Origin of the sequence: Thermococcus sp. M36, from assembly GCF_012027355.1 — an archaeon.
Classification (GTDB): Archaea; Methanobacteriota_B; Thermococci; order Thermococcales; family Thermococcaceae; genus Thermococcus.
The window spans coordinates 1,294,441-1,315,964 of the sequence record NZ_SNUH01000001.1; the positions used below are offsets into that span (position 1 = coordinate 1,294,441).

The 21,524-nt window shown below is 55.1% G+C and carries 21 protein-coding genes; 14 read left to right on the top strand and 7 right to left on the bottom strand.

All coding sequences use genetic code 11. From position 1 onward, the window contains the following. Nucleotides 1-10 precede the first annotated feature (10 nt). Genes shyA through shyB form a run of 4 tightly spaced genes read right to left on the bottom strand, consistent with a single transcriptional unit; the run spans nucleotide 11 to nucleotide 3,868 of the window. Nucleotides 11-1,258: an NAD(P)-dependent hydrogenase/sulfhydrogenase 2 subunit alpha gene (gene shyA / locus E3E36_RS07155; protein ID WP_167894538.1), complete on the bottom strand. Its 1,248-nt coding sequence runs from the start codon at nucleotides 1,256-1,258 to the stop codon at nucleotides 11-13. Then, nucleotides 1,255-1,995: an NAD(P)-dependent hydrogenase/sulfhydrogenase 2 subunit delta gene (gene shyD / locus E3E36_RS07160; RefSeq protein ID WP_167894539.1), complete on the bottom strand. Its 741-nt coding sequence runs from the start codon at nucleotides 1,993-1,995 to the stop codon at nucleotides 1,255-1,257. The genes shyA and shyD overlap by 4 nt, the downstream gene beginning before the upstream one ends. Further along, on the bottom strand, nucleotides 1,992-2,867 hold the full coding sequence (shyC, locus tag E3E36_RS07165) for an NAD(P)-dependent hydrogenase/sulfhydrogenase 2 subunit gamma (RefSeq protein WP_167894540.1): 876 nt from the start codon (nucleotides 2,865-2,867) through the stop codon (nucleotides 1,992-1,994). The genes shyD and shyC overlap by 4 nt, the downstream gene beginning before the upstream one ends. Next, on the bottom strand, nucleotides 2,864-3,868 hold the full coding sequence (gene shyB / locus E3E36_RS07170) for an NAD(P)-dependent hydrogenase/sulfhydrogenase 2 subunit beta (protein ID WP_167894880.1): 1,005 nt from the start codon (nucleotides 3,866-3,868) through the stop codon (nucleotides 2,864-2,866). Before shyB ends, shyC begins: the two co-directional genes overlap by 4 nt. 166 nt (nucleotides 3,869-4,034) lie before the next feature. On the opposite strand from shyB, the gene nuoE reads away from it, so the two are divergent. Genes nuoE through E3E36_RS07185 form a run of 3 tightly spaced genes read left to right on the top strand, consistent with a single transcriptional unit; the run spans nucleotide 4,035 to nucleotide 9,152 of the window. After that, nucleotides 4,035-4,499, top strand: coding sequence for an NADH-quinone oxidoreductase subunit NuoE (nuoE, locus tag E3E36_RS07175; RefSeq protein WP_167894541.1), 465 nt, complete (start codon nucleotides 4,035-4,037; stop codon nucleotides 4,497-4,499). Then, nucleotides 4,492-6,294 carry an NADH-quinone oxidoreductase subunit NuoF gene (gene nuoF, locus E3E36_RS07180; protein WP_167894542.1) on the top strand — a complete coding sequence of 601 codons (1,803 nt, stop codon included), beginning with the start codon at nucleotides 4,492-4,494 and terminating at the stop codon, nucleotides 6,292-6,294. Before nuoE ends, nuoF begins: the two co-directional genes overlap by 8 nt. Next, complete coding sequence (locus E3E36_RS07185) at nucleotides 6,294-9,152, top strand: NAD(P)-binding protein (protein WP_167894543.1); 2,859 nt, start codon at nucleotides 6,294-6,296, stop codon at nucleotides 9,150-9,152. The genes nuoF and E3E36_RS07185 overlap by 1 nt, the downstream gene beginning before the upstream one ends. Before the next feature lie 57 nt (nucleotides 9,153-9,209). Here E3E36_RS07185 and E3E36_RS07190 read toward each other — a convergent pair whose 3' ends face one another. Then, nucleotides 9,210-10,112, bottom strand: a complete 903-nt coding sequence (locus E3E36_RS07190) for an asparagine synthetase A (protein ID WP_167894544.1) — start codon at nucleotides 10,110-10,112, stop codon at nucleotides 9,210-9,212. A 199-nt stretch (nucleotides 10,113-10,311) separates the two neighbouring features. Between E3E36_RS07190 and E3E36_RS07195 the strand changes: the two genes are divergently transcribed. Then, on the top strand, nucleotides 10,312-10,905 hold the full coding sequence (locus E3E36_RS07195; RefSeq protein WP_167894545.1) for an ATPase, T2SS/T4P/T4SS family: 594 nt from the start codon (nucleotides 10,312-10,314) through the stop codon (nucleotides 10,903-10,905). Between the two features lie 2 nt (nucleotides 10,906-10,907). Here the strand turns inward: E3E36_RS07195 and E3E36_RS07200 are convergent, their stop codons facing one another. Both E3E36_RS07200 and E3E36_RS07205 read right to left on the bottom strand, forming a co-directional pair. Then, on the bottom strand, nucleotides 10,908-11,669 hold the full coding sequence (locus tag E3E36_RS07200; protein WP_167894546.1) for a hypothetical protein: 762 nt from the start codon (nucleotides 11,667-11,669) through the stop codon (nucleotides 10,908-10,910). A gap of 30 nt (nucleotides 11,670-11,699) precedes the next feature. Then, nucleotides 11,700-12,854, bottom strand: a complete 1,155-nt coding sequence (locus E3E36_RS07205) for an alanine--glyoxylate aminotransferase family protein (protein ID WP_167894881.1) — start codon at nucleotides 12,852-12,854, stop codon at nucleotides 11,700-11,702. Nucleotides 12,855-13,018: 164 nt separating this feature from the next. On the opposite strand from E3E36_RS07205, the gene E3E36_RS07210 reads away from it, so the two are divergent. From E3E36_RS07210 to rplV, 10 genes are all read left to right on the top strand, one after another. Next, entirely contained in the window at nucleotides 13,019-14,185 is a 1,167-nt protein-coding gene (locus E3E36_RS07210; protein WP_167894547.1) for an MFS transporter, read from the top strand. An 88-nt stretch (nucleotides 14,186-14,273) separates the two neighbouring features. Further along, the gene (locus tag E3E36_RS07215; RefSeq protein WP_167894548.1) at nucleotides 14,274-14,822 is read left to right on the top strand and encodes a 50S ribosomal protein L16; all 549 of its coding nucleotides are present in this window, start codon (nucleotides 14,274-14,276) and stop codon (nucleotides 14,820-14,822) included. 112 nt (nucleotides 14,823-14,934) lie between these two features. After that, complete coding sequence (locus E3E36_RS07220) at nucleotides 14,935-16,077, top strand: RNA ligase (RefSeq protein WP_167894549.1); 1,143 nt, start codon at nucleotides 14,935-14,937, stop codon at nucleotides 16,075-16,077. Between the two features lie 964 nt (nucleotides 16,078-17,041). Next, nucleotides 17,042-17,812, top strand: coding sequence for a putative RNA uridine N3 methyltransferase (locus tag E3E36_RS07225; RefSeq protein ID WP_167894882.1), 771 nt, complete (start codon nucleotides 17,042-17,044; stop codon nucleotides 17,810-17,812). A gap of 1 nt (nucleotide 17,813) precedes the next feature. Then, nucleotides 17,814-18,854 carry a 50S ribosomal protein L3 gene (locus tag E3E36_RS07230; RefSeq protein ID WP_167894550.1) on the top strand — a complete coding sequence of 347 codons (1,041 nt, stop codon included), beginning with the start codon at nucleotides 17,814-17,816 and terminating at the stop codon, nucleotides 18,852-18,854. 10 nt (nucleotides 18,855-18,864) lie between these two features. Beyond that, the gene (gene rpl4p, locus E3E36_RS07235) at nucleotides 18,865-19,632 is read left to right on the top strand and encodes a 50S ribosomal protein L4 (protein WP_167894551.1); all 768 of its coding nucleotides are present in this window, start codon (nucleotides 18,865-18,867) and stop codon (nucleotides 19,630-19,632) included. Nucleotides 19,633-19,638: 6 nt separating this feature from the next. Then, nucleotides 19,639-19,899 (top strand): 50S ribosomal protein L23, encoded by a 261-nt coding sequence (locus tag E3E36_RS07240; RefSeq protein ID WP_055429651.1) that lies wholly within the window; start codon nucleotides 19,639-19,641, stop codon nucleotides 19,897-19,899. 13 nt (nucleotides 19,900-19,912) lie between these two features. Continuing rightward, nucleotides 19,913-20,632: a 50S ribosomal protein L2 gene (locus E3E36_RS07245; protein WP_167894552.1), complete on the top strand. Its 720-nt coding sequence runs from the start codon at nucleotides 19,913-19,915 to the stop codon at nucleotides 20,630-20,632. Nucleotides 20,633-20,637: 5 nt separating this feature from the next. Continuing rightward, nucleotides 20,638-21,039: a 30S ribosomal protein S19 gene (locus E3E36_RS07250; RefSeq protein ID WP_167894883.1), complete on the top strand. Its 402-nt coding sequence runs from the start codon at nucleotides 20,638-20,640 to the stop codon at nucleotides 21,037-21,039. Between the two features lie 10 nt (nucleotides 21,040-21,049). Further along, on the top strand, nucleotides 21,050-21,520 hold the full coding sequence (gene rplV / locus E3E36_RS07255) for a 50S ribosomal protein L22 (RefSeq protein ID WP_167894553.1): 471 nt from the start codon (nucleotides 21,050-21,052) through the stop codon (nucleotides 21,518-21,520). The last annotated feature ends 4 nt before the right edge of the window (nucleotides 21,521-21,524 follow it).

Genomic DNA, 21,524 nt, shown 5'->3' on the forward strand with positions numbered 1-21,524 from the left:
AAGGAAAAGTCTACAGTTTGACAATATGCACGGAACAGGAGATGCAGGGGTCAAACGCCCTGACAGTCTCCTCCAGCCTCTGCACCATCTCCCTCTCGTCAGTCTCGCCGTAGAGGGCTTTCGCCTCCCTCAGCAGGCTGGCCTCTATCATGGCGTGGTTCAGCGCTGTTGGCGTTATGATGTTGGAATACGTGATTTTGCCCTCGGAGTCAATGCGGTAGTGGTGTATGAGCAAGCCCCTGGGCGCTTCGACGTAGCCTATTCCTTCCCCCTCCCTCGGCTCGATGGGGACGTTCTCACCCTCTATCCCGCGGTCGAGGAGTGTCCTTGCTATCTCTCCTGCCCGCTCAAGGGAATACACAAGTTCTATCGCCTGGGCGAGGTTGTTGTAGCTCACGTGGCCGGTTTCGAGCTTCTTCCTGTGCTCCTCAAAGAGCCTCCTGGCCTCTGGCGTGAGCATCTCCGCCTTGAGGAGGAGCCTCGGCAGGGCACCTACGAAAAACGCCTCCCCTTTATAGTGGCTCTGCTTGGCGAAGCTGTAAACGAGGGAGTGCTCCTCTATCCTGTCCGTGTAGTGGAACGGTTCCCCGTCCTCTGCGATCAGCATGTCTCCCCACAGGTAGCCGTCGGTCGCTACAAAGTGTTCCGCCTTCTCCCCGTAGGGATCGAGACCGGCGAATACTCTCACGGCCCTCTTGGCGAGCCTTATCAGGGCCTCGCTCTGTTTCTCTATCTCCTCTAGCTCTTCAACGGTCGGGTACCTTCCAAAGCCTCCGGGCTTGACGTTGATGCCGTGTATCTCCCTCCCGCCTATCAGCTCCCTCAGCCTGTTGCCGAACGCTTTGAGGGTCAGTCCCTCCCTCACCAGTTCACCGTGTTTTGTGGCCATCCTTATTGCGTCAGGATAGCCGAACACATCGGGCGCAACGAGGAGGTAGAGGTGGAGCGCGTGGCTCTCAAGGAACTCCCCGATGAGGCCCAGCTCCCTCAGCAGTTGAATCTCCTCTGGGACTTCAACGCCAAATGCCCTCTCTATGCCTATAACGGAGGCAACGCTGTGCGCTAAGTAGCATATGGCGCATATCCTCGCCTCCAGGTCGGGCACGTCGTAGTAGTGCCTCCCGAGGGTGAGCAGCTCGAAGAAGCGCGGCCCTTCGACAATTTTGAGCCTCACTTCCTTGACTTCCCCGTCCTCGATGACTATCTCGGCCTTACCGTTGCCCTCGACGCGGGTAAATTCGCGCAGCTCGATTATCATGGTTCCCACCTCGCAAAGGTCTTGAACTTCTTAACTATGTACTCGTCATTGTAGCCGAGCCCCCTGAGTATCTCGTACTCGCTCGCTGGGTTCACCTCGCCGGGTAGCGGGCCGCGACAGCCTATACAGCCGAGGCCCGACTTTATGCAGGCCGCGTTGCAGCCGCCGAGGGTTATCGGGCCGAGGCAGGGCAATCCCTTCTTGACCAGGACGCACTCATACTCGTTGAGCTTGCACTCAATGCAGACCGGGTAGTCCGGCCTCACTGGGTCAACGCCCTTGGCTATGTCCATCAGTGCTTGGTACAGCTCGTCCTTGTTGTAGGGACAGCCGGGAATGGCAAGATCAACGGCCACGTACTCAACGGCCGGCTTTGAGTCGAGGGCCCTCATCGGGTTGCCTTCGTCGCCGTAAACAGCTTTCAGCTTCTCCCTGATGGGGAGCTCAACACTTGCCTGAACTGAGCCGTGGGTGGCACACGTCCCCAGGGCGATTAGGTAGTTCGAGTGGTTTCTGGCCTCCTTGAGCAGCTCCAGGTCGCGGTGACTCGAAACGGTGCCGGTGACGATGGCCACGTCGTAGTGGTTCTCCGTCTTCAGGCTGCTGGCCATGTGGAACTCGCTTATCTCATAGAACTCTAACAGGTCGAAGAGCCTCTCGTAGAGGAAGAGAATGTTCAGGGCACAGCCGCCGCAGTCGGTGAGCTCGAAAACACCCAGCTTGAGCTTCTCCATCATATCAACCCCCTTGTGGAGAGGGCGTCCCAGTACGTGAAGACCGGGCCGTCCTTGCAGACGTACTTGATTGAGGTGCTTGTCCCGACGATGCAGTGGCCGCACTTGCCTACTCCGCAGCGCATGCGCCTTTCGAGGGTCATGTAAATCCTCCCCGGAGAGAGCTTCCTGTCAAGGAGCTCCCTGATAACGAACTTGTACATGACCGGGGGGCCGCAAATGAGGGCGTAGGTGTTGTTCACGTCGAACTCCTCCCCGCGGAAGAGGTCGGTAACGACGCCCCGGCAGACCCTGTCCGAGAAGCCCTTCTCAAGGTAGATGCACGACGGGCTTTCCACCTCATAGGCCAGCTTTACGGAGCAGTTCATGGCCTCACCGTGCTTCAGGAGGTGGATTATCTCGTCGCGGAAGAGGATGTCCTCGTAGGCCTTCGTGCCGTAGAGGAGCCAGATGTGTTCATATTTTCCTGAATCAATCGCGTACCAGAGGACGGACCTCAACGGCGCCATCCCGAGACCGCCGGCGACGAGGATAAGGTTCGAGCCTTCCATCCTCTCCATCGGAAAGCCGTTGCCGTAGGGTCCTCTAATGCCTACTATCTCACCCTCCTTCATCCTGTGGATAAACTTCGTCATCCTGCCGACCTTCCTGATGCATAGCTGGAGGTAGCCCCTTCTCGTCGGGGATGAACAGAGGCTTATCGGGAACTCGCCGAAGCCCCTTATGTCCACGATGACGAACTGGCCCGGCTTGAACTCGAACTTCTCCCCAACATCGGGGTCTATAAAGCGTAGCGTGAAGAGCTTCTCCCTGGGGGTGAGGTCCTTGACCTCCAGGATCCTCGCGTCGTAGGATATGTATGGATTCTCGGTCATTGCAGGGACCCCCTCACCTCGTCGAGAACCTTAACGTGCTCTATCTTTGCCGGGCAGAACTCGTCACACCTCCCGCAACCGACGCAGTTGAAGCCGGCCGAGGGATCGAAGTAGCTCTTGCAGTAATACCTGTGCCTGAAGCGGTCTAAGCGGGTCGGCCTGAAGTTGTGCCCCCCGGCGACTAACCCATGGCTCTCCATGAAACACGAGTCGTAGCGCCTCTCCCTCACTGCCTCATAGGCGTTGAGCCACTTGTCACATACCTCATAACAGCGGCACGTCGGACACACCATGTTGCAGTTGCCGCAGGCGAGGCATATGTCTGCATACTTCTTCCACACCGGGCTGTTGTAGGCTAGGTCGAGCATGTCCGCCAGGCCCTCCTTGTTGAGCTCCTTCTTGAAGGACTTCGCTCTCCTCTCCTCAAAGGCCCTGAAATTGGCGAGGTCTTCTTCTGTTACCTCATCAAAGAGCTCCTCGTGCTCCCAGGCTATCTCATGCCCCCTCACGCTTCCGACCCTTACCAGCCAGCCGTCGGGGAGCTCATGGAGGAAGAGGTCGAAGCCGTCCATCGCAAAGTCCGTTCCGAGGCTTTTGCAGAAGCAGTACTCGTCGGGCATGCAGCTGATGCCGATTACGATGGCGTTCTCTCGCCTGACCCTGTAGTACGGGTCGGCCGGCTCCTCCAGGTACACCTTGTCGAGGATTTTCAGCCCGTGGATATCACAGGAGTGTACCCCGAAGAGGACGAACGGTTCATCGTTGATACCATTCTCCCATCTGCCGTTCTTCAGGCGGAGAATCGTGTCCCTGGGCATTACGAAGAACTTCTTCGGTGGGAGCATTGTCCTGTTGTAATCAAGGGACATCTCTTCCGCCCTCTGAACCTCCTGGAAAGAATAGATGTTGCCCTTTTTTACGGGGCCGTATACTTTTCCTAGGGCCTTTAATGAGTTGAAGAACTTCTCAAAATTTTCGGAAGACAATTTTATGTATCTCAAGGGCATCACCGCCTTGTAAGGGCTTACAGTTTTAAGTTTGTAAAGGGGTGATTTAAGAATTTTTCAAACGGTTGGTTGTTAACCAGATGTTGCGAACTTGTACTTTAGTGCACCCTTATAAACATTGGTGTCGAGACTTTTTCGAAAACCCTCCTGGTGATGCAAGATGGAATCCTCCTTTGATTACATACTCTCTTATCCCCCGGAACCGAGTTCACTGATACCTCTCCTCCAGCGGACGCAGGAGCGCTTTGGCTACCTTCCCAGGGAGGCCATGGAGGAGATAGCGAACTACCTCGGCGTCCCGCTCAGCAGGGTCTACGGAGTGGCCACCTTCTACGCCCAGTTCCGCTTTGAGCCCCTTGGAAAGTACGTCATTAAAATCTGCCACGGTACAGCCTGCCATGTCAACGGTGCCGTGAACATCTCCCAGGCTATAACCGAGGAGCTCGGCATTGAGGAGGGCCAGACAACGGAGGACGGCCTCGTAACTCTCGAGCGCGTCGCCTGCCTCGGCTGCTGCAGTTTGGCACCTGTGATAATGATAAACGAGAAGGTCTTCGGCAAGCTCACGCCCGAGAAGGTCAGAAAACTGATGAAGCAGCTCAAGGAGGGGAAGCTCGATGTCTGAGATCAAGGCCATAGCGGTTGGCATGAACTCCTGCGGTATCGCGGCGGGAGCAAAGGAGACCTACGAGGCCATAAAGCAGGAGCTTGAGAAGAGAAACCTTGATGTTAAGCTCAAGATAGTCGGCTGCGTTGGGATGTGCTACCGCGAGCCACTGGTTGACATCATCACTGAGGACGAGATAATCACCTACGGGCACGTTGACCCCAAAAAGGTTCCAAGGATTATTGAGGAGCATGTCATAAATGGAAAGCCTGTAGAGGAGTGGATAGTGAAGAGGGACTGGTGGGAGAACGGCAAGAGGAAAACGTGGGACGTTGACGGCTACTTCGCCAAGCAGAAGAAAATAGTTCTCGAAAACTCCGGCTACATTGACCCGGAGAACATAGACGAGTACATTCAAGCAGGAGGCTACGAGGCACTCAAAAAGGCCCTTCAGATGGAGCCTGAGGAGATCATAGAGGTCATCACCAAGTCCGGACTCAGAGGGAGGGGCGGAGCAGGCTTCCCAACCGGACTGAAGTGGAAGTTCACCCGCCAGGCGAAAGGGGACGAGAAATACATTGTCTGCAACGCCGATGAAGGTGACCCCGGTGCTTTTATGGACAGGAACGTTCTGGAAGGCGACCCTCACCGTGTAATCGAGGGCATGATAATCGGTGCCTACGCTATTGGGGCGACCAAAGGGTTCATCTACGTCAGGGCTGAGTACCCGCTCGCCATAAGGCGCCTCAAGATAGCTCTGAAGCAGGCGCGAGAGAGGGGCTTCCTCGGCGAGAACATCCTCGGCTCGGGCTTCTCCTTCGACATCGTCATCAAGGAAGGTGCTGGGGCCTTCGTCTGCGGTGAGGAAACGGCTCTGATAGCTTCCATTGAGGGCAAGCGCGGAATGCCGAGGCCGAGACCGCCCTATCCAGCTCAAAAGGGCCTCTGGGGCAAGCCCACGAACATAAACAACGTCGAAACCTGGGCAAATGTGCCCTGGATAATAAAGCACGGCTGGGAGGCCTACGCCGCCATCGGCACCGAGAAGAGCAAGGGGACAAAGGTCTTCGCGCTCTCGGGCAAGATAAAGCACGGCGGAAACGTCGAAGTTCCTATGGGCATAACCCTCCGCGAGATACTCTACGAGATTGGCGGGGGGACGAAGACGGGTAAGAGGATTAAAGCCGTCCAGCTCGGCGGCCCCTCGGGCGGCTGTATTCCCGAGTACCTGTTCGACACCCCCGTTGACTACGAGAGCGTCAATGCCACCGGAGCGATAATGGGGAGCGGCGGAATGGTCGTTATGGATGAGGACACCTGTATGGTCGACGTTGCTAGGTTCTTCCTCGACTTCACGGTGAAAGAATCCTGCGGCAAGTGCACCTTCTGCCGCCTGGGGACGAAGAGGATGTGGGAGATTCTGGACAAGTTCACGAGGGGAGAGGCAACCGAAGAGGACCTTGAGAAGCTCGAAAGGCTTGCCTACCAGGTCAAAGCTGGTTCGCTCTGCGGCCTAGGTCAGACCGCGCCCAACCCGGTTCTGACGACGCTCCGTTACTTCAGGGACGAATACCTCGCCCACATTGAGGGCAAGTGTCCAGCCAAGGTGTGCAAGCCGCTCATCAAGTACGTAATAATCGCCGACAGGTGCACGGGCTGTACAGCATGTGCGATCTTCTGTCCCGTCAAGGCCATCAGCGGCGAGAGGCTCAAACCGCACTTCATTGATCAGGAGGCATGCATAAAGTGCGGCACCTGCTACGAGGTGTGCCGGTTCAACGCGATTGAAATCCTCACCGGGAGGGATGAGTGATGGTCAGGGTCATCATAAACGGTAAGGAAGTTGACGCCCCTGAAGGGAAGCCCCTCATGGATTTCCTCCGTGAAATCGGGGAGCACGTGCCCGGTTTCTGCTACACCGGGGAGCTTGAGCCCTACGGCTCCTGCAGGCTGTGCCTTGTAAAGACGCAGAGGGGAGTTACAACATCGTGCACCCTCAGGCCGATGGAGGGACTCTCGGTCGAGACACTCACCGACGAAGTCGTCTCAATGAGAAAGACTGCCCTTGAGCTTATCCTCTCAGACCACTACGGCGACTGTATCGGTCCGTGTCAGGAAGGCTGTCCTGCACACAGCGACGTACAGGGCTACCTCGCTCTCATAGCGATGGGCAAGTACCACGAGGCCGTTAAGCTCATGAAGGAGAAGTACATCCTTCCGGCCGTTCTTGGGAGAGTTTGTCCGGCCTTCTGTGAGGACGCCTGCAGGAGGAACCTCGTGGAGGAGCCTCTGGCAATAAGGCAGCTCAAGAGGTTTGCCGCCGACTACGACCTTGAGCACGGCCCGTGGATGCCCGAGATTCCGCCTTCGACCGGGAAGAGGGTGGCGGTGGTGGGTGGTGGGCCCGCGGGTCTCGCATGTGCCTACTACCTCAGGACGATGGGACATGAAGTTACTATCTTTGAGGCGATGCCGGAGCTCGGCGGCATGATGCGCTACGGCATTCCACCCTACAGGCTCCCGAGGGACGTGCTCGACAAGGACATAGCGACGGTCATAAACACGGGGATAGAGGTGAGAACGAACACTGCCCTTGGAAGGGACATCACCTTAGAGGAGCTCAGGGAGAAGTACGATGCTGTCTTCCTCGGTGTCGGTGCGTGGAGAAGCAGGAAGATGGGCATTCCGGGGGAAGACCTCGACGGCGTCATGCACGGTATAGAGTTCCTGAGAAAGGTAAACATGGGCGAGAAGGTCGAGCTCGGGGAGCGCGTTATAGTTGTCGGCGGTGGAAACACTGCCATGGACGTCGCTAGGACGGCACTGAGGCTCGGTGCAAAGGTTACCGTCGTCTACAGGCGCTCCAGGGCTGAAATGCCGGCCAACGAGCGCGAGGTGGAGGAGGCCGAGGAGGAAGGCGTCGAGTTCCTATTCCTGACGAACCCGGTTAAGATACTCGGCGATGGCAGAGTCGAGGAGGTAGAGCTCATCAGAATGAAGCTTGGAGAGCCGGACGCGAGCGGAAGGAGGAGGCCGATCCCGATAGAGGGCTCGAACTTCAGAGTTAAAGCGGACAACGTGATCCTGGCCATAGGCCAGTACTGCGACGAAGAGTTCCTCAAGAGTCTCGGGATAGAGGCAAAGAGGGGCAAAGCCCTTGTGGATGAGATAACACTCCAAACTAGCATTGAAGGTGTTTTCGCCGGTGGAGACCTCGTTCTCGGCCCATCGACTGTCATAGAAAGCATAGCCACGGGCAGGAGAGCCGCGATAATGATAGACCTCTACCTCAAAGGCAAGCTTGAGAAGGCAAAAGCCGTTCTCACGGAGCCGGTGAAGCACGTGAAGGACGTAGTTGAGGACGAAGACCTCTATCGGGTTCTCTTCGACCTGAGGCCCTACAACCACTGGAAGAAGGTCACGGAGAAGGACTACGAGCATGTGGAGAGAAAGCCGAGGGCAAAGGTGAAGCTCCTCGATCCCGAAAAGCGGAGGAGAAGCTTCGAGGAGGTCGAGCCCGCTTTGACCGAGGAGCAGGTGCTCAAGGAAGCAGAGCGGTGTATGAGCTGCGGCTGTATGGAGGTCTTCCGCTGCAAGCTGAGGGAATACGCAACGCTCTACGACGCGAAGCAGGATGCTTTCGAGGGAGAGCAGAACAAGTTTGAGCTTGATGAGAGCCACCCATGGATCACCCTTGACAACAACAAGTGCGTCCTCTGCGGCCAGTGCATCAACTTCACCCATGAGGTAGCCGGAGAAGGAGTCGTGGACTACCTCTTCAGGGGCTTCAAGACCATGATTTCACCGCCCCTCGGGGAGAAGCTCGGTGATATGGATGGGAGGTTCATAGGCGAGCTCATCGACATCTGCCCGGTTGGAGCGATTACAGAGAAGCTGCCCTTCATCAAGCCCGGTCCGTGGAAGACGAAAGCCGTTCCAACGGTCTGCAACGGCTGTTCCTTTGCCTGCGAGATGAATATAGAGGTCTACGACGGCATTCTCGTAAGGGCGTCGAGCAGAGCTGATTCATGGAACCTTCACCTCTGCGACTACTGCCGCTTCGGAAGGCCCTGGGCCGAGGATCTGGCTCAGCCGCTCCTCAACGGCGAACCGGTGAGCTGGGAGGAGGCTAAAAAGTTCCTTGCCGAGAAGAGCTATGCATTAATCCTCACGCCCGAGCTCACCAACGAGGAGATAGTCTTTTTCAAGGAGTTTGCCGAGAGGAAGGGCATCCCAATAGGCGCGATGGTCGAGGAGGGCCTCTCTACAGCAACCTTCGAGGACATCAGGAAGGCGAAGCGCGTTCTCCTCAAGGCTGACGTTGAGAAGTTCCCGCTCCTCAAGATACTGCTGAAGGGCAAGGAAATCGTCGAGGAGGGCTATGATGTAGCCGTGCTCGAGGCTCCGGCTCAGCCGCTCGACGTCCCAACGCTGATCCTACACGAAGGCGTCAATGCCGCTGGACTGCTGAGAGCTGGGATAAAGGGCATTCCCCAGAGCGACGCCTACGTGGTAATAGGGAGGCCTAAGGGAGAGCTCAAAGGTGAAGTCTTAGTCCTTCCTGCTGGTCTGTGGGCGGAGAAAGCCGGAACGGTCACCAACGCCTTCAACATGGAGCTGAAGGTCGGAAGGGCCAGGGAGGGCTTCAGCCCGGTGGAGCTCTTCCAGTGACTTTTCTTTTACCTCTCTCCATGGATGAGTGAAAAAACGGAAATAACGATTGGGAGCTCAAATAACCGCCGGAACTCCCGGGATTCTCGGGAAGGGCTGAACCTCCGCTATGTGCTCAGCCCCGACCATGTACCTGATGAGCCTCTCGATGCCTATGCCCGCTCCAGCGCTCGGCCTCAGGAGGCCCGCTTTGGCGACCTCGAGGTAGGGTCTGAAGGCGTCAAGGCTTATGCCTGCCTTCTTCATTTTTCTGACTATTACCTCGTACTCCCACTCCCTCTCGCCACCGCTGGAAACCTCTCCGTAGCCCTCCGGTAGGTAGAGGTCGTAGTTCCTGAAGTGGCCGGGCCTTTCGGGGTCCTCCCTGTCGTAGAACTCCCTCTCAATGTCCGTCACCCAGAAGGGCTCGTCCATGGCCTTACTGGCCTCGTCCTCGCTTCCAAACTCGGCCTTAATCTCCTCAAGGGTGAAGCGCTTGAAGGGCGGCCTTACCTTGGGTACTTCCCTCTCCAGTCCCCAGCTCCTAGCTTCCTTGAACAATCCGCTTATCAGCTCCTCTATGAGGCTCATGACGTCGTCCATGCTCGCGTAGGCTATCTCGAAGTCAAGCTGCGTAAACTCGTAGGCGTGTCTGCCATCGTCGGCGCTTCTCCCTTCGAGCCTTATGTTCGGTGAGAGTATGAAGAGCCTGTCAATTCCCATAGCTACCGTCATCTGCTTGTGGAGTATCATGCTGTGGGTCAGCCTCAGCCTCTCGCCATAGACCTCGACTTCTGGCGGCTTTAGGGCCTCGCTAGCAGCGGGGTCTGGCCAGAGGGGGTCAGTTATGGAGCTGAGCATCACCGGAAGCATCCACTTGAAGCCCTTGCCTACCATGTATCTTGTCATATAGTCAATCACTCTCGTCTGAACTTCTATAACCGGTTCAATTTTTCGGGTCACAATTTGGAGAGCGTTCATTTTCATCACCTAGTTTTTGTCAATGATTTTCACCTTTATGTCTTTTGTGCAAGAAAAGTTGAATTTTAGGCAAGATTAGACATAAAATATGGGTTAATTTTGAATAAATGTCAGAAAATCCCAATTTAATTGACGAAGAGCGGGACGGGTAAACGATAGCGTTATAATGCCCGAGGGGAACCCTATACGGTGGTAAAGCATGGGCGTCTACATATTTACTCCTGAAGACCTCCTGCGCTACGGAACGATAACTGAGGAGCAGCTTGAAGTTCTGAAGAAGGCTCTCCTCGACAGAAAGGATGTTCTAATCGTTGGCTCCAGCAGGTCTGGAAAGACCAAGCTCGTCGAGGCTCTGATTCATCTAATCCCTGAAGACAGAAAAATCGCTGTAATAACGGCCTATGGGGAGTTCAAGCCGTTTAAGCCTAACATAGTAGTCATAGACACGCAGTTCGACTCAAGAAGCCTTGAGGCCCGCACCAAGGATGTCATCGAAAAGATAAAGCGCATAAACCCGGACTACATCGTCATAGACACCATCCACACCGTCCACGTGCCCACGATTCTGAGCGAGCTCCTTGATGACTACACCTTCATAGCGACCTCACTGGCCATCTCTGGCGATATAATCGAGGAAGTCAAGCACTGGCTAAGGGCAAACAATGACGTCATGAGCAAGTTTGATATTGTGGTCGAACTCAAGAGGGACTTCAGAACTGGAACCAGAAAGATCAACAGGATATACGCTGTCAAAAAGTCGGGAGAAAAAGTGGAGCTCGAGCCGCTTCTTTAGACTTATTTCCTTATCCTTTTAAAGTTCTTGTGTATCTCTTCCTTCAGTTTGCGATAGTATTCCATGGATAGATAGCCCCTTTTCCAGCCGGCGTAGAGGGTCACGTTGAACAGAACGGTTATCAGAACTGCTATCAGGAGGGAGTTTACAGTAACACCACCGATGGTCTTCTGGGTTCTCCGGAACATGCCGAGGGAAACATAGTCGTCCACCGTCATGTGTCTCATAGTGAGGTTTTCAACCCTGATGGTGCCGTTCTCTGGAGTCAGTGAGAGCATGTGGTTCCATGTCACGACGTAGACCTTCACGTGGGTTCCCTTCTCGGTGCAGTTGGGGATGGTCTGCCCGTTCCAGAGGCAGCTCCCGTCAGGCTGCATCGTTGCCCATACATCGGTGTGCTCGTAGGTTTGGAGGTATATACTGTTGTTGTCTGGGTAGACCTTCACGACCTCTATATCGTAAGTGTTCCCGCTGTAGACCAGGGAACGGAAGAAGCGGTAGAGCCTGTCGATTATCGTGTTGTGAAAATACTCGTCCTCCCATACGATGTAGTAGTAGATGTTGCCCTTTATGTCCACCATGTAGAGAATTCCGTAAGGTTCATCTCCGGGGAAGGTGCGGATGATGGGGGTGTACTCTTGAATCTTGACACTCTCCCAGGGGAGGTAACCCTCGAGGGAATACCCACTCGTGTAGAGCCCAACACTCCAAAATATTAGAAGATTGGCGAAAAGCCACAGTGCAATCCATATTTCCTTTGCCATTATTTTCACTAGAAAAATATAAAGGTGGCATCAAGCCTTAAGCTTTTCTATGACCACCCTCAGGTTGTCGAGCATCTCCCTTATGTCGTCGAATGTCATGTAGCCCATGTTTCCAATCCTGAAGGTCTTCTCGGCGACGCTTCCATAGCCCTTGGCGAGCTCAAAGCCCCTCTCGCGCATAGCGTTGTAGACGTCAACGCCCTTCATTCCCTCAGGAACGACGACGGCAGTGATGGTCGGGCTCTCGTAGCCTGGCTCGGCGAGGATTCCGAGGCCCATCTCCTTGACGCCCTCGCGTATCATCTCGCTCCTCTTCCTGTACATATCGAGCCAGGCCCCTTTGCCGCCCATCTTCTCGATTATCCTGAGGACGACGTTGAGGCCAAATATCTGCGGGAGCGGTGGGGTTGAGGGCGTTCCCTTCTTCTTCTCGTTGAACTTCTTGTAAAGCGGAAGGTCGAAGTACCAGCCGCGCTCGGGCATCTTCTCGGCTATCTCAAAAACGCGCTCGCTGACGGCGGCGACGGCAAGACCTGGCGGGACGCCGAAGGCCTTCTGAGAGCTCGCGAAGATGAGGTCGATGCCCCACTTGTCGAACTTTATGTCCGCTCCGCCCATGGCAGAGACAGCATCGACGAAGAGCAGCTTGTCGTGCTCCTTGACGACCTTGGCAAGCTCCGGAAGCGGGTTGAGAACGCCTGTTGAGGTCTCGTTGTAGGTTATGGTGACGGCCTCGACATCGGGGTTCTTCTTGAGGACTTCATCAAGCTCCTCTGGCTTGATGGCTTTTCCGGGCTCCTTCTCAAGGACGACTGCCTTTCTTCCGTTGGTGTTGACTACCTCTGCAAAGCGCTTTCCGAACGCACCGATGACCGTAACGAGAACTTTTCCACCGTAGGGTATCGTGTTCCTTACAGCGGCCTCCATGAAGCCCGTTCCAGAGCTCGGGAAGAGGATTATCTCGCCTTTATCTGCCTCAAGGAAGGCCTTGAGCCTGTTGAGGGTATCAACGTGAACCTCCTTCGCTTCGGCCGAACGGTGGCTGAACATCTGGACGCTCATTATCGCGAGAACCTCCGGGAAACAAGCAACCGGGCCGGCCGTGAAGAGCTTGTACTTCGGCTTGACTATCTCGTAGAGCTCCCTGTAAGCTTCCTCATACTCCATGTCGAACCTGAGCTCCATCAGCATCACCTCGGCGGAGGTTGGAGGGGAAATATAAAAAGGGTTCGTTAGTTCCTTCCCGTAACTTATCGAAGCTATGTTCGTTTCGCAGGCAATAAAATGAAGAATTTTCGACCTGACCAAGACTTTTAAAAGCTTCACCCTAACGTTTAGAAGGTGGTTTGATGGAGCGCAAGCGCCTGGCTGGAATAATCCTGCTCATCATCTCCGCCTTCACCGGAACGATAGCTTTCCGCCTCGCGACTCCAGCGATAGCCTTCTACACGAGGGACATTCTCCAGGCATCAATGTTCTCGGTCTCCATTGTTTCCATGTCATTTGTCCTGGCAAGGGCATTTTCGTCTGTTCTCGGTGGTCTCACCCTTGAGAAAGGTAGGAAGCTCGTTTACATCGGTGCGCTGGCCATGATGGGCAACGCTCTGGCGGTCCATCTCTATCCCCTCACGAGCACCTGGGTTCAGGTGGCCGGAATAAAGCTTCTCAACGGCTTCCTCAATGGACTGAGCTGGCCAATGGCCCAATTTGTCATAGCAGTGACTACGCCAAAAGAGATAAGGGCAAGGGTCACATCGGTTTACTTCCTCTTTGGCAGTATAGCTTCACTCCTCGGCAACTACGTTTACGCCTACACCATTAACCTTGGCTTGTCCGGTCAGATGTGGATTGCCTCTGCATTCTTTGTATTCACCGGCGTGATAATGCTCCTTGCCTACTTCCTGCTCTACGGCTGGATAGTGCCCAAGAGAAAGAAAACGCCCGATGGGGAGAAGCCGAGCCTCAACCCAAAAAGGATTCTCATAATCGCGTCGCTGATGGCGATCATAGTCGCCTTCACCTCCGGCGAGATAACCTACATCTATGTTTCCGAAGCTTTGGGCATGGACAAGGCCAAAACAGCGACGCTTATTGGATGGGCAGGCTTTTTATCGGCACTCCTAAGCTACGCCGTTTCCTGGCTCGCCGACGTCAGGAGCGAGAGGAGAATGGTCCTACTAACCTCTCTGATGGCTGCAGTTTCTCCCCTACTCGCGGCCGTGAAGACTGCTCCTACGGTTTTTCTGGGGATATTCCTGGCTCTCTTCGCCTTCCAGAGCTTCCGCCCGATTTCGAGGAAGGTTCTCGCTTCCTACCACCGCTCATCGCTGGCCATTGGAGGTGTAAACGGAGTCCAGAACCTATCGACATTCCTCGGGGGAATGCTCTTCGGCCTGGCCTACTCTCTCGGGGAGATAAGCGTGGGCGTAACGTTGAACCTCGCCCTGCTTTCCTTCCTGCCGTTTTCACTGGCACTCCTCTGGGAGTCCGTTAAGCTTAAAGGGACTGGGGAGTAAGATGGGGTGACGGGCTTTCCAAAACTTTTATAAGCCACTCCACTCGCCTAAGTTTAGGCTTAGCTTACGCTCATTTGGAGGTGAGAGTATGGGACTGAGACCAGCCAAGATTGATAGGGACGTTGACAAGCCCGCTTACACGAGAAGGGAATACATACGCGGTGCGCCCGGTCCGAAGATAACGATCTTCGACATGGGCAACCTTTCAGCCGAGTTCCAGTACGAGGTGAGCCTTCACGCCGAGCAGGCCATGCAGATAAGGCAGAACGCCCTCGAGGCCATCCGTATACAGGTCAACAGGTACCTCCAGAAGAACGTCGGTAGGAGCAACTACCACTTCAAGATAAGGGTCTACCCGTTCCAGGTTCTCCGTGAGAACCCAATGGCTACCGGAAGGAAGGCTGACCGTTACGGTAACGGTATGCGCAGGCCCTTCGGAAAGCCGATTGGCCTTGCCGCTCGCGTCAAGAAGGACCAGAAGATACTCACCGTCTGGGTCAACGAGGGCCACCTCAAGTTCGCCCTCGGTGCCATGCACAGGGCCAAGATGAAGCTGCCCTACAGTGCCTACTACAGGATTTACGACAAGGAAGGCAACGACGTCACCACCAAGGTCCTCTCGACCATGAAACGCTAAAGCGCAGCGCTGAAGCGCGGCGCTTCCCTCAACCTCTTTTCTGTTCCGTGAAGCTTTGCCATATATTCATAATGATTATTAACAATGTCACCCCACTTAGATTGGTGAGACGATGGTAAGCTCTCACTTCAGGAACATTCTGCTCAAGCTCGGCATCCCTGAGGACCGATTATCAGTCCTCGAGGGTAAAGGAGGCCTCGTCGAAGACGAGTTTGAGGGTATCAGATACGTCCGCTTCCGCGATTCCGCCAAGGGCTTCAGGCGTGGAACCCTCGTCTTCGAGAACGGCGAGGTGGTTCTGGGCTTTCCCCACATAAAGCGCGTCGTCCAGCTTGAGAACGGGATAAGGCGCGTTTTCAAGAACCGGCCTTTCTACGTCGAGGAAAAGGTGGATGGCTACAATGTCCGCGTTGTGAGGATTAAAGACAGAATCCTTGCCCTCACGAGGGGCGGCTTCGTCTGTCCCTTCACGACGGAGAGGGTTGAGGACTTCATCAACTTCGACTTCTTCAAGGACTACCCCAACCTCGTTTTGGCGGGGGAAATGGCCGGGCCAGAGAGCCCGTACATAGTGGAAGGGCCGCCCTACGTGAAGGAGGACCTCCGGTTCTTCCTCTTCGACATCCAGGAGAAAGGAACCGGGAGGAGCCTGCCGGTTGAGGAGCGCTACAGGCTGGCTGAAGAGTACGACATCCTGCAGGTGGAGCGCTTTGGTCTCTTTGACCGCTCACGGATTGACGAGCTCTACGACCTGGTCGAAAGGCTAAGCCGGGAGAAGAGGGAAGGAATTGTGATGAAGACGCCGGACATGAGGAGGATAGCCAAGTACGTTACCCCCTACGCCAACATCAACGACATCAGGATAGGCTCACACATATTCTTCGACCTGCCCCACGGCTACTTCATGGGGAGGATAAAACGCCTCGCCTTCTATCTGGCTGAGAAGCACGTCAAGGGAGAGGAATTCGACGAATATGCCAAGGCCCTCGGAAAAGCCCTGCTCAGGCCCTTCGTTGAGAGCATCCACGAGGTCTCCCACGGGGGCGAGGTCGAGGAAACTTTCACAGTCAGGGTCAAGAACATAGTAACGGCCCACAAGATGGTCACCCACTTCGAGAGGCTTGGCGTAAAGATTCACATCGAGGATATCGAGGACTTGAAGAACGGCTACTGGAGGATAACCTTCAAGCGGGTCTACCCAGATGCCACGCGCGAGATTAGAGAACTGTGGAACGGGCTGGCGTTTGTAGATTGAAGTTTTCGTTTTTGAAGGCATATGATGTAAGTATATAATGCTTCCCCAACGTTTGCCCCACAAAGCTTGACCAAGAAACTTTATCCAGCCAAAGTTACTGGGGGTGTGGGGGCGAAACCCTACTTCGGGGGTTTGAGAGTACAGGAAACTTTGCCTTCGCAAAGTTTCATCAAAGTTCGTAGCTCTTGTTGTGAACATCGATCTAAACTGGTGATTTATCTATTGACTGCTGTGTTTTAATTGTGGAATCCACGAGAGCAAGTCTTTGATGGGAGTTCACTTTTAAATCGACGCCCAAAGGGCGTCAGCGAACGAGAACCCTCAATAATGCTTGTCCATTAATTTGGATTCCGTTTTTCAGGTGAGCGTTTAAGAAGAAATCACGCTCTTGGAAAGTGAAAGTTCCCAGAAAGGAGCTACCAACCTTAATCAAACTTCGCGAAGGCGAACAAGCTTTTAGAAAAAGCTTGACCAAAAGAGTTCCCTTTCTGCCAAATTGACAGAGAATAAAAGTGTGCACTATTAAAGCAGCACCTTTAAATTAGGGTTTAATCCCTAAAATGAGTCATTGAAGAGGTTTCACATCTTTTTTGGCGTCCTTTGGACGCCTTGTGGGGGTGAAACATTGTAAAACTGCCATCTGAAGAGTAACCCTGCCGAAAATTAGCATTTCAAAATCGCACACAAATTTTCCGCCAGCGCTTGCGCGAGCAAGGTCTGATTGGGGGCGTGGGGGCGTTAGCCCCCCGAAGTTTAAGAGAAAACGGGGTCGCGGGGTGAAACCTCGCATCGGGGGTTTGAGAGTACAGAGAGATAAGGGGGCGGAGCCCCCTTGTCTTTCGTTTGCAAAAATTTTGTACACCTCCAAACCCAAAAAAGGGTGGAAGGGTTCGAAAGCCTTTTAAATAGTCTCCATAGACTTCCCCTCAGCTTTAGAGTACTCATAGCGAAGGATGACGGAAAAATGGCCTGGCACGTCTTCATTCCGGATTCGCTCCTCGAAGAAACCGACGACCCGAAAATCAGGACGTACAAGGTTGGCCAAATAGCCAGGGCAGCGGCGATCTTCGGTGTCGAGCATGTCTGGATCTACAGGGCCGGCGGCAGGGACGGAAGGTTCATCAAAACCATACTGGAGTACGCGGAAACGCCCCAGTACCTCAGAAAGAGGCTGTTCCCCCTCATGCCGGAACTCAGGTACGTCGGCGTCATCCCGCCGCTGAGAACCCCTCACCACAAGCTCAAGGGAAAACCAAGGGTCGGCGAAATCCGCGAGGGCTTCTCCTTCAGGAAGGGCCGCAGGGTTTACGCCGACATCGGCCTCGACGAGCTCGCTTTGGTAGAGGGGGACGTTGAAGGACGTGCAACGTTCAGGATTGTCTCAGTAAGGCCGCTCAGGGTCATACCAGCAAGGCCAGAGGAGTATTGGGGATACAGAGTGCATCTCACGGGGAAGTCACTGGCGAAAACACTTAAAAAGGCCAGGCTGGATCTGGTCATCGCGACCTCGAGGAAGGGTCGCGACATTCGAGAGGTGAAGCTTCCCCCACTAGAGGGGGAGGTCGGATTCGTCTTCGGCTCACCGAGGAAAGGCGTGATGGAGCTCCTCGGCGAGGAGGATTATAACTTTGATCTAATCCTCAACACGGTTCCGAATCAGCGGACTAAAACGGTCCGCACCGAGGAGGCCGTGCTGGCCACACTCGCGGTGTTTAATCTCATAAGGAGGGATTGAGATGGGAAAAATACACAGGCCAAGGAGAGGTTCACTGGCTTACTCCCCGAGAAAGAGGGCCAAGAGCATAGTCCCGAGAATCAGGAAGTGGCCGAAGGACAGCGAAGTCAGGATGCTCGGTTTCGCCGGCTACAAGGCTGGCATGACCCACATCCTCATGATAGACGACAGGCCAGGGCTCACCAAGGGCAAGGAAATATTCATGCCGGTCACGGTAGTCGAGGTCCCGCCGCTCTTCGTCTACGGCATCAGGGCCTACAGGCAGGGCTACCTCGGACTTGAAACTGCCACCGAGGTCTGGTTCCACGAGCTCAACGACTACGTCAAGAGGAGGATAAAGACCCTGCCGAAGGACTACAACGAGGAGGCCTTCAAGGAGAAGCTCGGCCAGCTAGAGGACCTCGTCAACGACGGCGAGATAGTTGACGTCAGGCTTCTCGTCCACACCCAGCCGTGGCTCATCAAGCTCAAGAAGAAGCCCGAGGTCATGGAGTACGCCATCGGCGGCGACGTCAAGGCCAAGTTTGACTACGCCAAGGAGAGGATAGGCAAGGAGCTCCGCGCGAGCGAGGTTCTCCACGAGGGAGAGCTCCTCGACGTCATAGCCGTCACCAAGGGCAAGGGAACCCAGGGCCCCGTCAAGCGCTGGGGTATTAAGATCCAGTTCCACAAGGCCCAGAGGGCTGGAAAGGGCAGGCACGTCGGTAACCTCGGTCCGTGGCACCCGACCAGGGTCATGTGGACCGTTCCGCAGGCCGGTCAGATGGGCTTCCACCACAGGACTGAGTTCAACAAGAGGCTCATTGCCATAGGCGAGAACGGCAAGCTCAAGCTCGACGAGAAGAACGAGATAGAGATTACCCCGAAGGGAGGCTTCCCGCACTACGGCATCATAAGGAGCGATTTCCTCATGATACAGGGCACTATACCGGGTTCCTTCAAGAGGATAATCAGGGTCAGGCCGGCTATAAGGCCGCCGAAGAAGAAGCCGCCCGTTGAGAGGCCGCAGATAACCTACATCAGTAGGGAATCCAAGCAGTGAGGTGAGATAGATGAAGGTTAAGGTTTTCAATCTCGAAGGCGAGCCAGTCGAGGAGATAGAGCTTCCAAAGGTCTTTGCCACTCCCTTCAGGCCCGACCTCATCAGGAGGGCTGTCATCGCCTCATGGACCCACAGGATTCAGCCCCAGGGTAGGGATCCGCTCGCTGGAAAGAGAAGGGTCACAGAGAACATCGGAAAGGGCCACGGAATGGCGAGGGTTGAGAGGATAAAGACCTCCCCAAGGTTCGCTGCCTTCGTCCCGTTCGCTAGGGGTGGAAGGAGAACCCACCCGCCGAAGGTCGAGAAGATCATCTGGGAGGACATCAACAAGAAGGAGCGCAGGCTCGCCATCATGAGCGCCATAGCTGCCACCACCAACTACGACCTCGTCAGGGCCAGGGGACACGTCGTTGACAACATCCCGCAGGTCCCCCTCGTTGTCGTTGATGACCTTGAGAAGGTCTTCAAGACCGCTCAGACCAGGGAGATATTCAAGAAGCTCGGTGTCTGGGACGACATTGAGAGGGCCAAGAAGAACACTAAGATTCGTGCAGGTAAGGGTAAGATGCGCGGAAGGCGCTACAAGAAGGCCAAGGGGCCGCTCATCGTCGTTGCGAAGAACGAAGGCATCGTCCAGGGAGCCAGGAACCACCCGGGCGTCGACGTTGTGGTCGTTGACAACCTCGGCGTTGAGATGCTCGCTCCGGGTACCCACCCGGGAAGGCTCACCATCTGGACGAAGGGAGCTATAGAGAGGCTTAGGGAGATTTACGGGTGATGAGAGATGGATCCGTACAAGGTCATCATCAAGCCGGTCGTCACGGAGAAGGCCGTGGCGATGATAGAGAACGAGAACAAGCTCACCTTCATAGTTGACAGAAGGGCAACCAAGGCCGACATCAAGAGGGCCGTGGAAGCGATGTTCGAGGTCAAGGTCGAGAAGGTCAACACCCTCATAACCATGAGGGGAGAGAAGAAGGCCTACGTGAAACTCAAGCCTGAGTACAGCGCAAGTGAGGTTGCTGCCAGGATAGGATTGTTCTGACGGGGTGAGTGAGATGGGAAAGAGTCTGATTCAGCAGAGGAGAGGTAAGGGAACCACGACCTTTAGGGCCCCCTCCCACAGGTATAGGGGTGCCGTCAGGTACGTTCCGCTCAACCTTACCAAGGAGAAGACCCTCGTCGGCAAGGTCGTCGAGATACTCCATGACCCGGGAAGAACTGCTCCAGTCGCTCGCGTCAAGTTCGAGAATGGCATGGAGAAGCTCATAATAGCTCCGGAAGGAGTCCTCGTCGGCGAGGAGATAGCCATCGGACCGAACGCTCCGATCAAGATCGGCAACACCCTCCCGCTTGCCATGATACCAGAGGGAAGCTACGTCTATGACATAGAGGGAACCCCTGGAGACGGCGGTAAGTACGTTCGCGCTGGCGGTGCCTACGCACTCGTCGTCAGCAGGGAGAAGGACAAGGTGATAGTCCAGCTTCCGAGCGGTGAGCTCAAGCAGTTCAACCCGATGTGCAGGGCCACAATAGGTGTCGTTGCCGGCGGTGGAAGGCTTGAGAAGCCCATCGTTAAGGCCGGTAAGGCATACTACATTGCCAAGGCTAGGAACAGGTTCTGGCCGAAGCCGAGGGGTGTCAAGATGAACGCCGTCAACCACCCGCACGGTGGTAAGGAGCACCACATCGGCAGGCCGAGCACCGTTTCGCGTAGAGCTCCGCCCGGAAGGAAGGTTGGTCACATAGCCGCGAGAAGAACTGGTAGGAGGAAGTGATGAAGATGGCGAGAAGGAAGGAGTTTAAGTATAGGGGCTACACCTTTGAGGAACTGCTCAACATGTCACTCGAAGACTTTGCCAAGCTCCTCCCTGCCAGGCAGAGGAGGAGCCTCAAGAGAGGCCTCAGCCCGGAGCAGAAGAAGCTCCTCAGGAAGATCAGGCTTGCTAAGAAGGGCAAGTACAAGAAGCCGATAAGGACTCACAGCAGGGACATGGTTATACTCCCCGAGATGGTCGGCATGACAATCCACGTTTACAACGGAAAGGAGTTCGTTCCGGTTGAGATCAAGGAGGAGATGATTGGCCACTACCTTGGCGAGTTTGCCCTCACGAGGAAGGTCGTCCAGCACGGCTCGCCTGGTGTCGGTGCCACCAGGTCTTCGATGTTCGTGGCCATCAAGTGAGGTGGTATAGATGAGCAGGGGCAGGTTTTCCTACTCATTCCAAAATTTTGATCCCAGCAGGATGGCAAGGGCCAGTGGAAGGGACCTCAGGATTTCACCCAAGCACAGCGTCGAGCTCCTCAGGGAGATCAGGGGCATGATGCTCAACGACGCCCTTAAGTATCTCGACGACGTTATAGCCCTTAAGAGACCGGTTCCGATGAAGCGCTTCAACGACAGCCAGGGTCACAAGCCTGGCAAGGGCTTCGGTCCTGGTAGGTATCCGGTCAAAGTGGCCAAGGCCGTCAGGAAGATCCTCCTCAACGCTAGAAACAACGCCGAGCAGAAGGGCCTCGACCCCGACAGGCTCAGGATCATCCACGCTGCGGCCCACAAGGGTCCTGTCATAAGGGGGTACATCCCGAGGGCCTTCGGAAGGGCCACACCGTTCAACGAGCAGACCACCCACATCGAGATAGTCGTTGAGGAGATTAGGAGGTGAGACC

Coding starts and splice junctions, on each gene's coding strand:
- E3E36_RS07240 (WP_055429651.1), top strand. CDS start 19,639: ATGGATCCGTACAAGGTCATCATCAAGCCGGTCGTCACGGAGAAGGCC.
- E3E36_RS07185 (WP_167894543.1), top strand. CDS start 6,294: ATGGTCAGGGTCATCATAAACGGTAAGGAAGTTGACGCCCCTGAAGGG.
- rplV (WP_167894553.1), top strand. CDS start 21,050: ATGAGCAGGGGCAGGTTTTCCTACTCATTCCAAAATTTTGATCCCAGC.
- shyC (WP_167894540.1), bottom strand. CDS start 2,867: ATGACCGAGAATCCATACATATCCTACGACGCGAGGATCCTGGAGGTC.
- rpl4p (WP_167894551.1), top strand. CDS start 18,865: ATGAAGGTTAAGGTTTTCAATCTCGAAGGCGAGCCAGTCGAGGAGATA.
- E3E36_RS07225 (WP_167894882.1), top strand. CDS start 17,042: ATGGCCTGGCACGTCTTCATTCCGGATTCGCTCCTCGAAGAAACCGAC.
- nuoF (WP_167894542.1), top strand. CDS start 4,492: ATGTCTGAGATCAAGGCCATAGCGGTTGGCATGAACTCCTGCGGTATC.
- shyD (WP_167894539.1), bottom strand. CDS start 1,995: ATGATGGAGAAGCTCAAGCTGGGTGTTTTCGAGCTCACCGACTGCGGC.
- E3E36_RS07220 (WP_167894549.1), top strand. CDS start 14,935: ATGGTAAGCTCTCACTTCAGGAACATTCTGCTCAAGCTCGGCATCCCT.
- E3E36_RS07205 (WP_167894881.1), bottom strand. CDS start 12,854: ATGGAGCTCAGGTTCGACATGGAGTATGAGGAAGCTTACAGGGAGCTC.
- E3E36_RS07190 (WP_167894544.1), bottom strand. CDS start 10,112: ATGAACGCTCTCCAAATTGTGACCCGAAAAATTGAACCGGTTATAGAA.
- E3E36_RS07250 (WP_167894883.1), top strand. CDS start 20,638: ATGGCGAGAAGGAAGGAGTTTAAGTATAGGGGCTACACCTTTGAGGAA.
- shyA (WP_167894538.1), bottom strand. CDS start 1,258: ATGATAATCGAGCTGCGCGAATTTACCCGCGTCGAGGGCAACGGTAAG.
- E3E36_RS07245 (WP_167894552.1), top strand. CDS start 19,913: ATGGGAAAGAGTCTGATTCAGCAGAGGAGAGGTAAGGGAACCACGACC.
- E3E36_RS07215 (WP_167894548.1), top strand. CDS start 14,274: ATGGGACTGAGACCAGCCAAGATTGATAGGGACGTTGACAAGCCCGCT.
- E3E36_RS07195 (WP_167894545.1), top strand. CDS start 10,312: ATGGGCGTCTACATATTTACTCCTGAAGACCTCCTGCGCTACGGAACG.
- nuoE (WP_167894541.1), top strand. CDS start 4,035: ATGGAATCCTCCTTTGATTACATACTCTCTTATCCCCCGGAACCGAGT.
- E3E36_RS07200 (WP_167894546.1), bottom strand. CDS start 11,669: ATGGCAAAGGAAATATGGATTGCACTGTGGCTTTTCGCCAATCTTCTA.
- E3E36_RS07210 (WP_167894547.1), top strand. CDS start 13,019: ATGGAGCGCAAGCGCCTGGCTGGAATAATCCTGCTCATCATCTCCGCC.
- E3E36_RS07230 (WP_167894550.1), top strand. CDS start 17,814: ATGGGAAAAATACACAGGCCAAGGAGAGGTTCACTGGCTTACTCCCCG.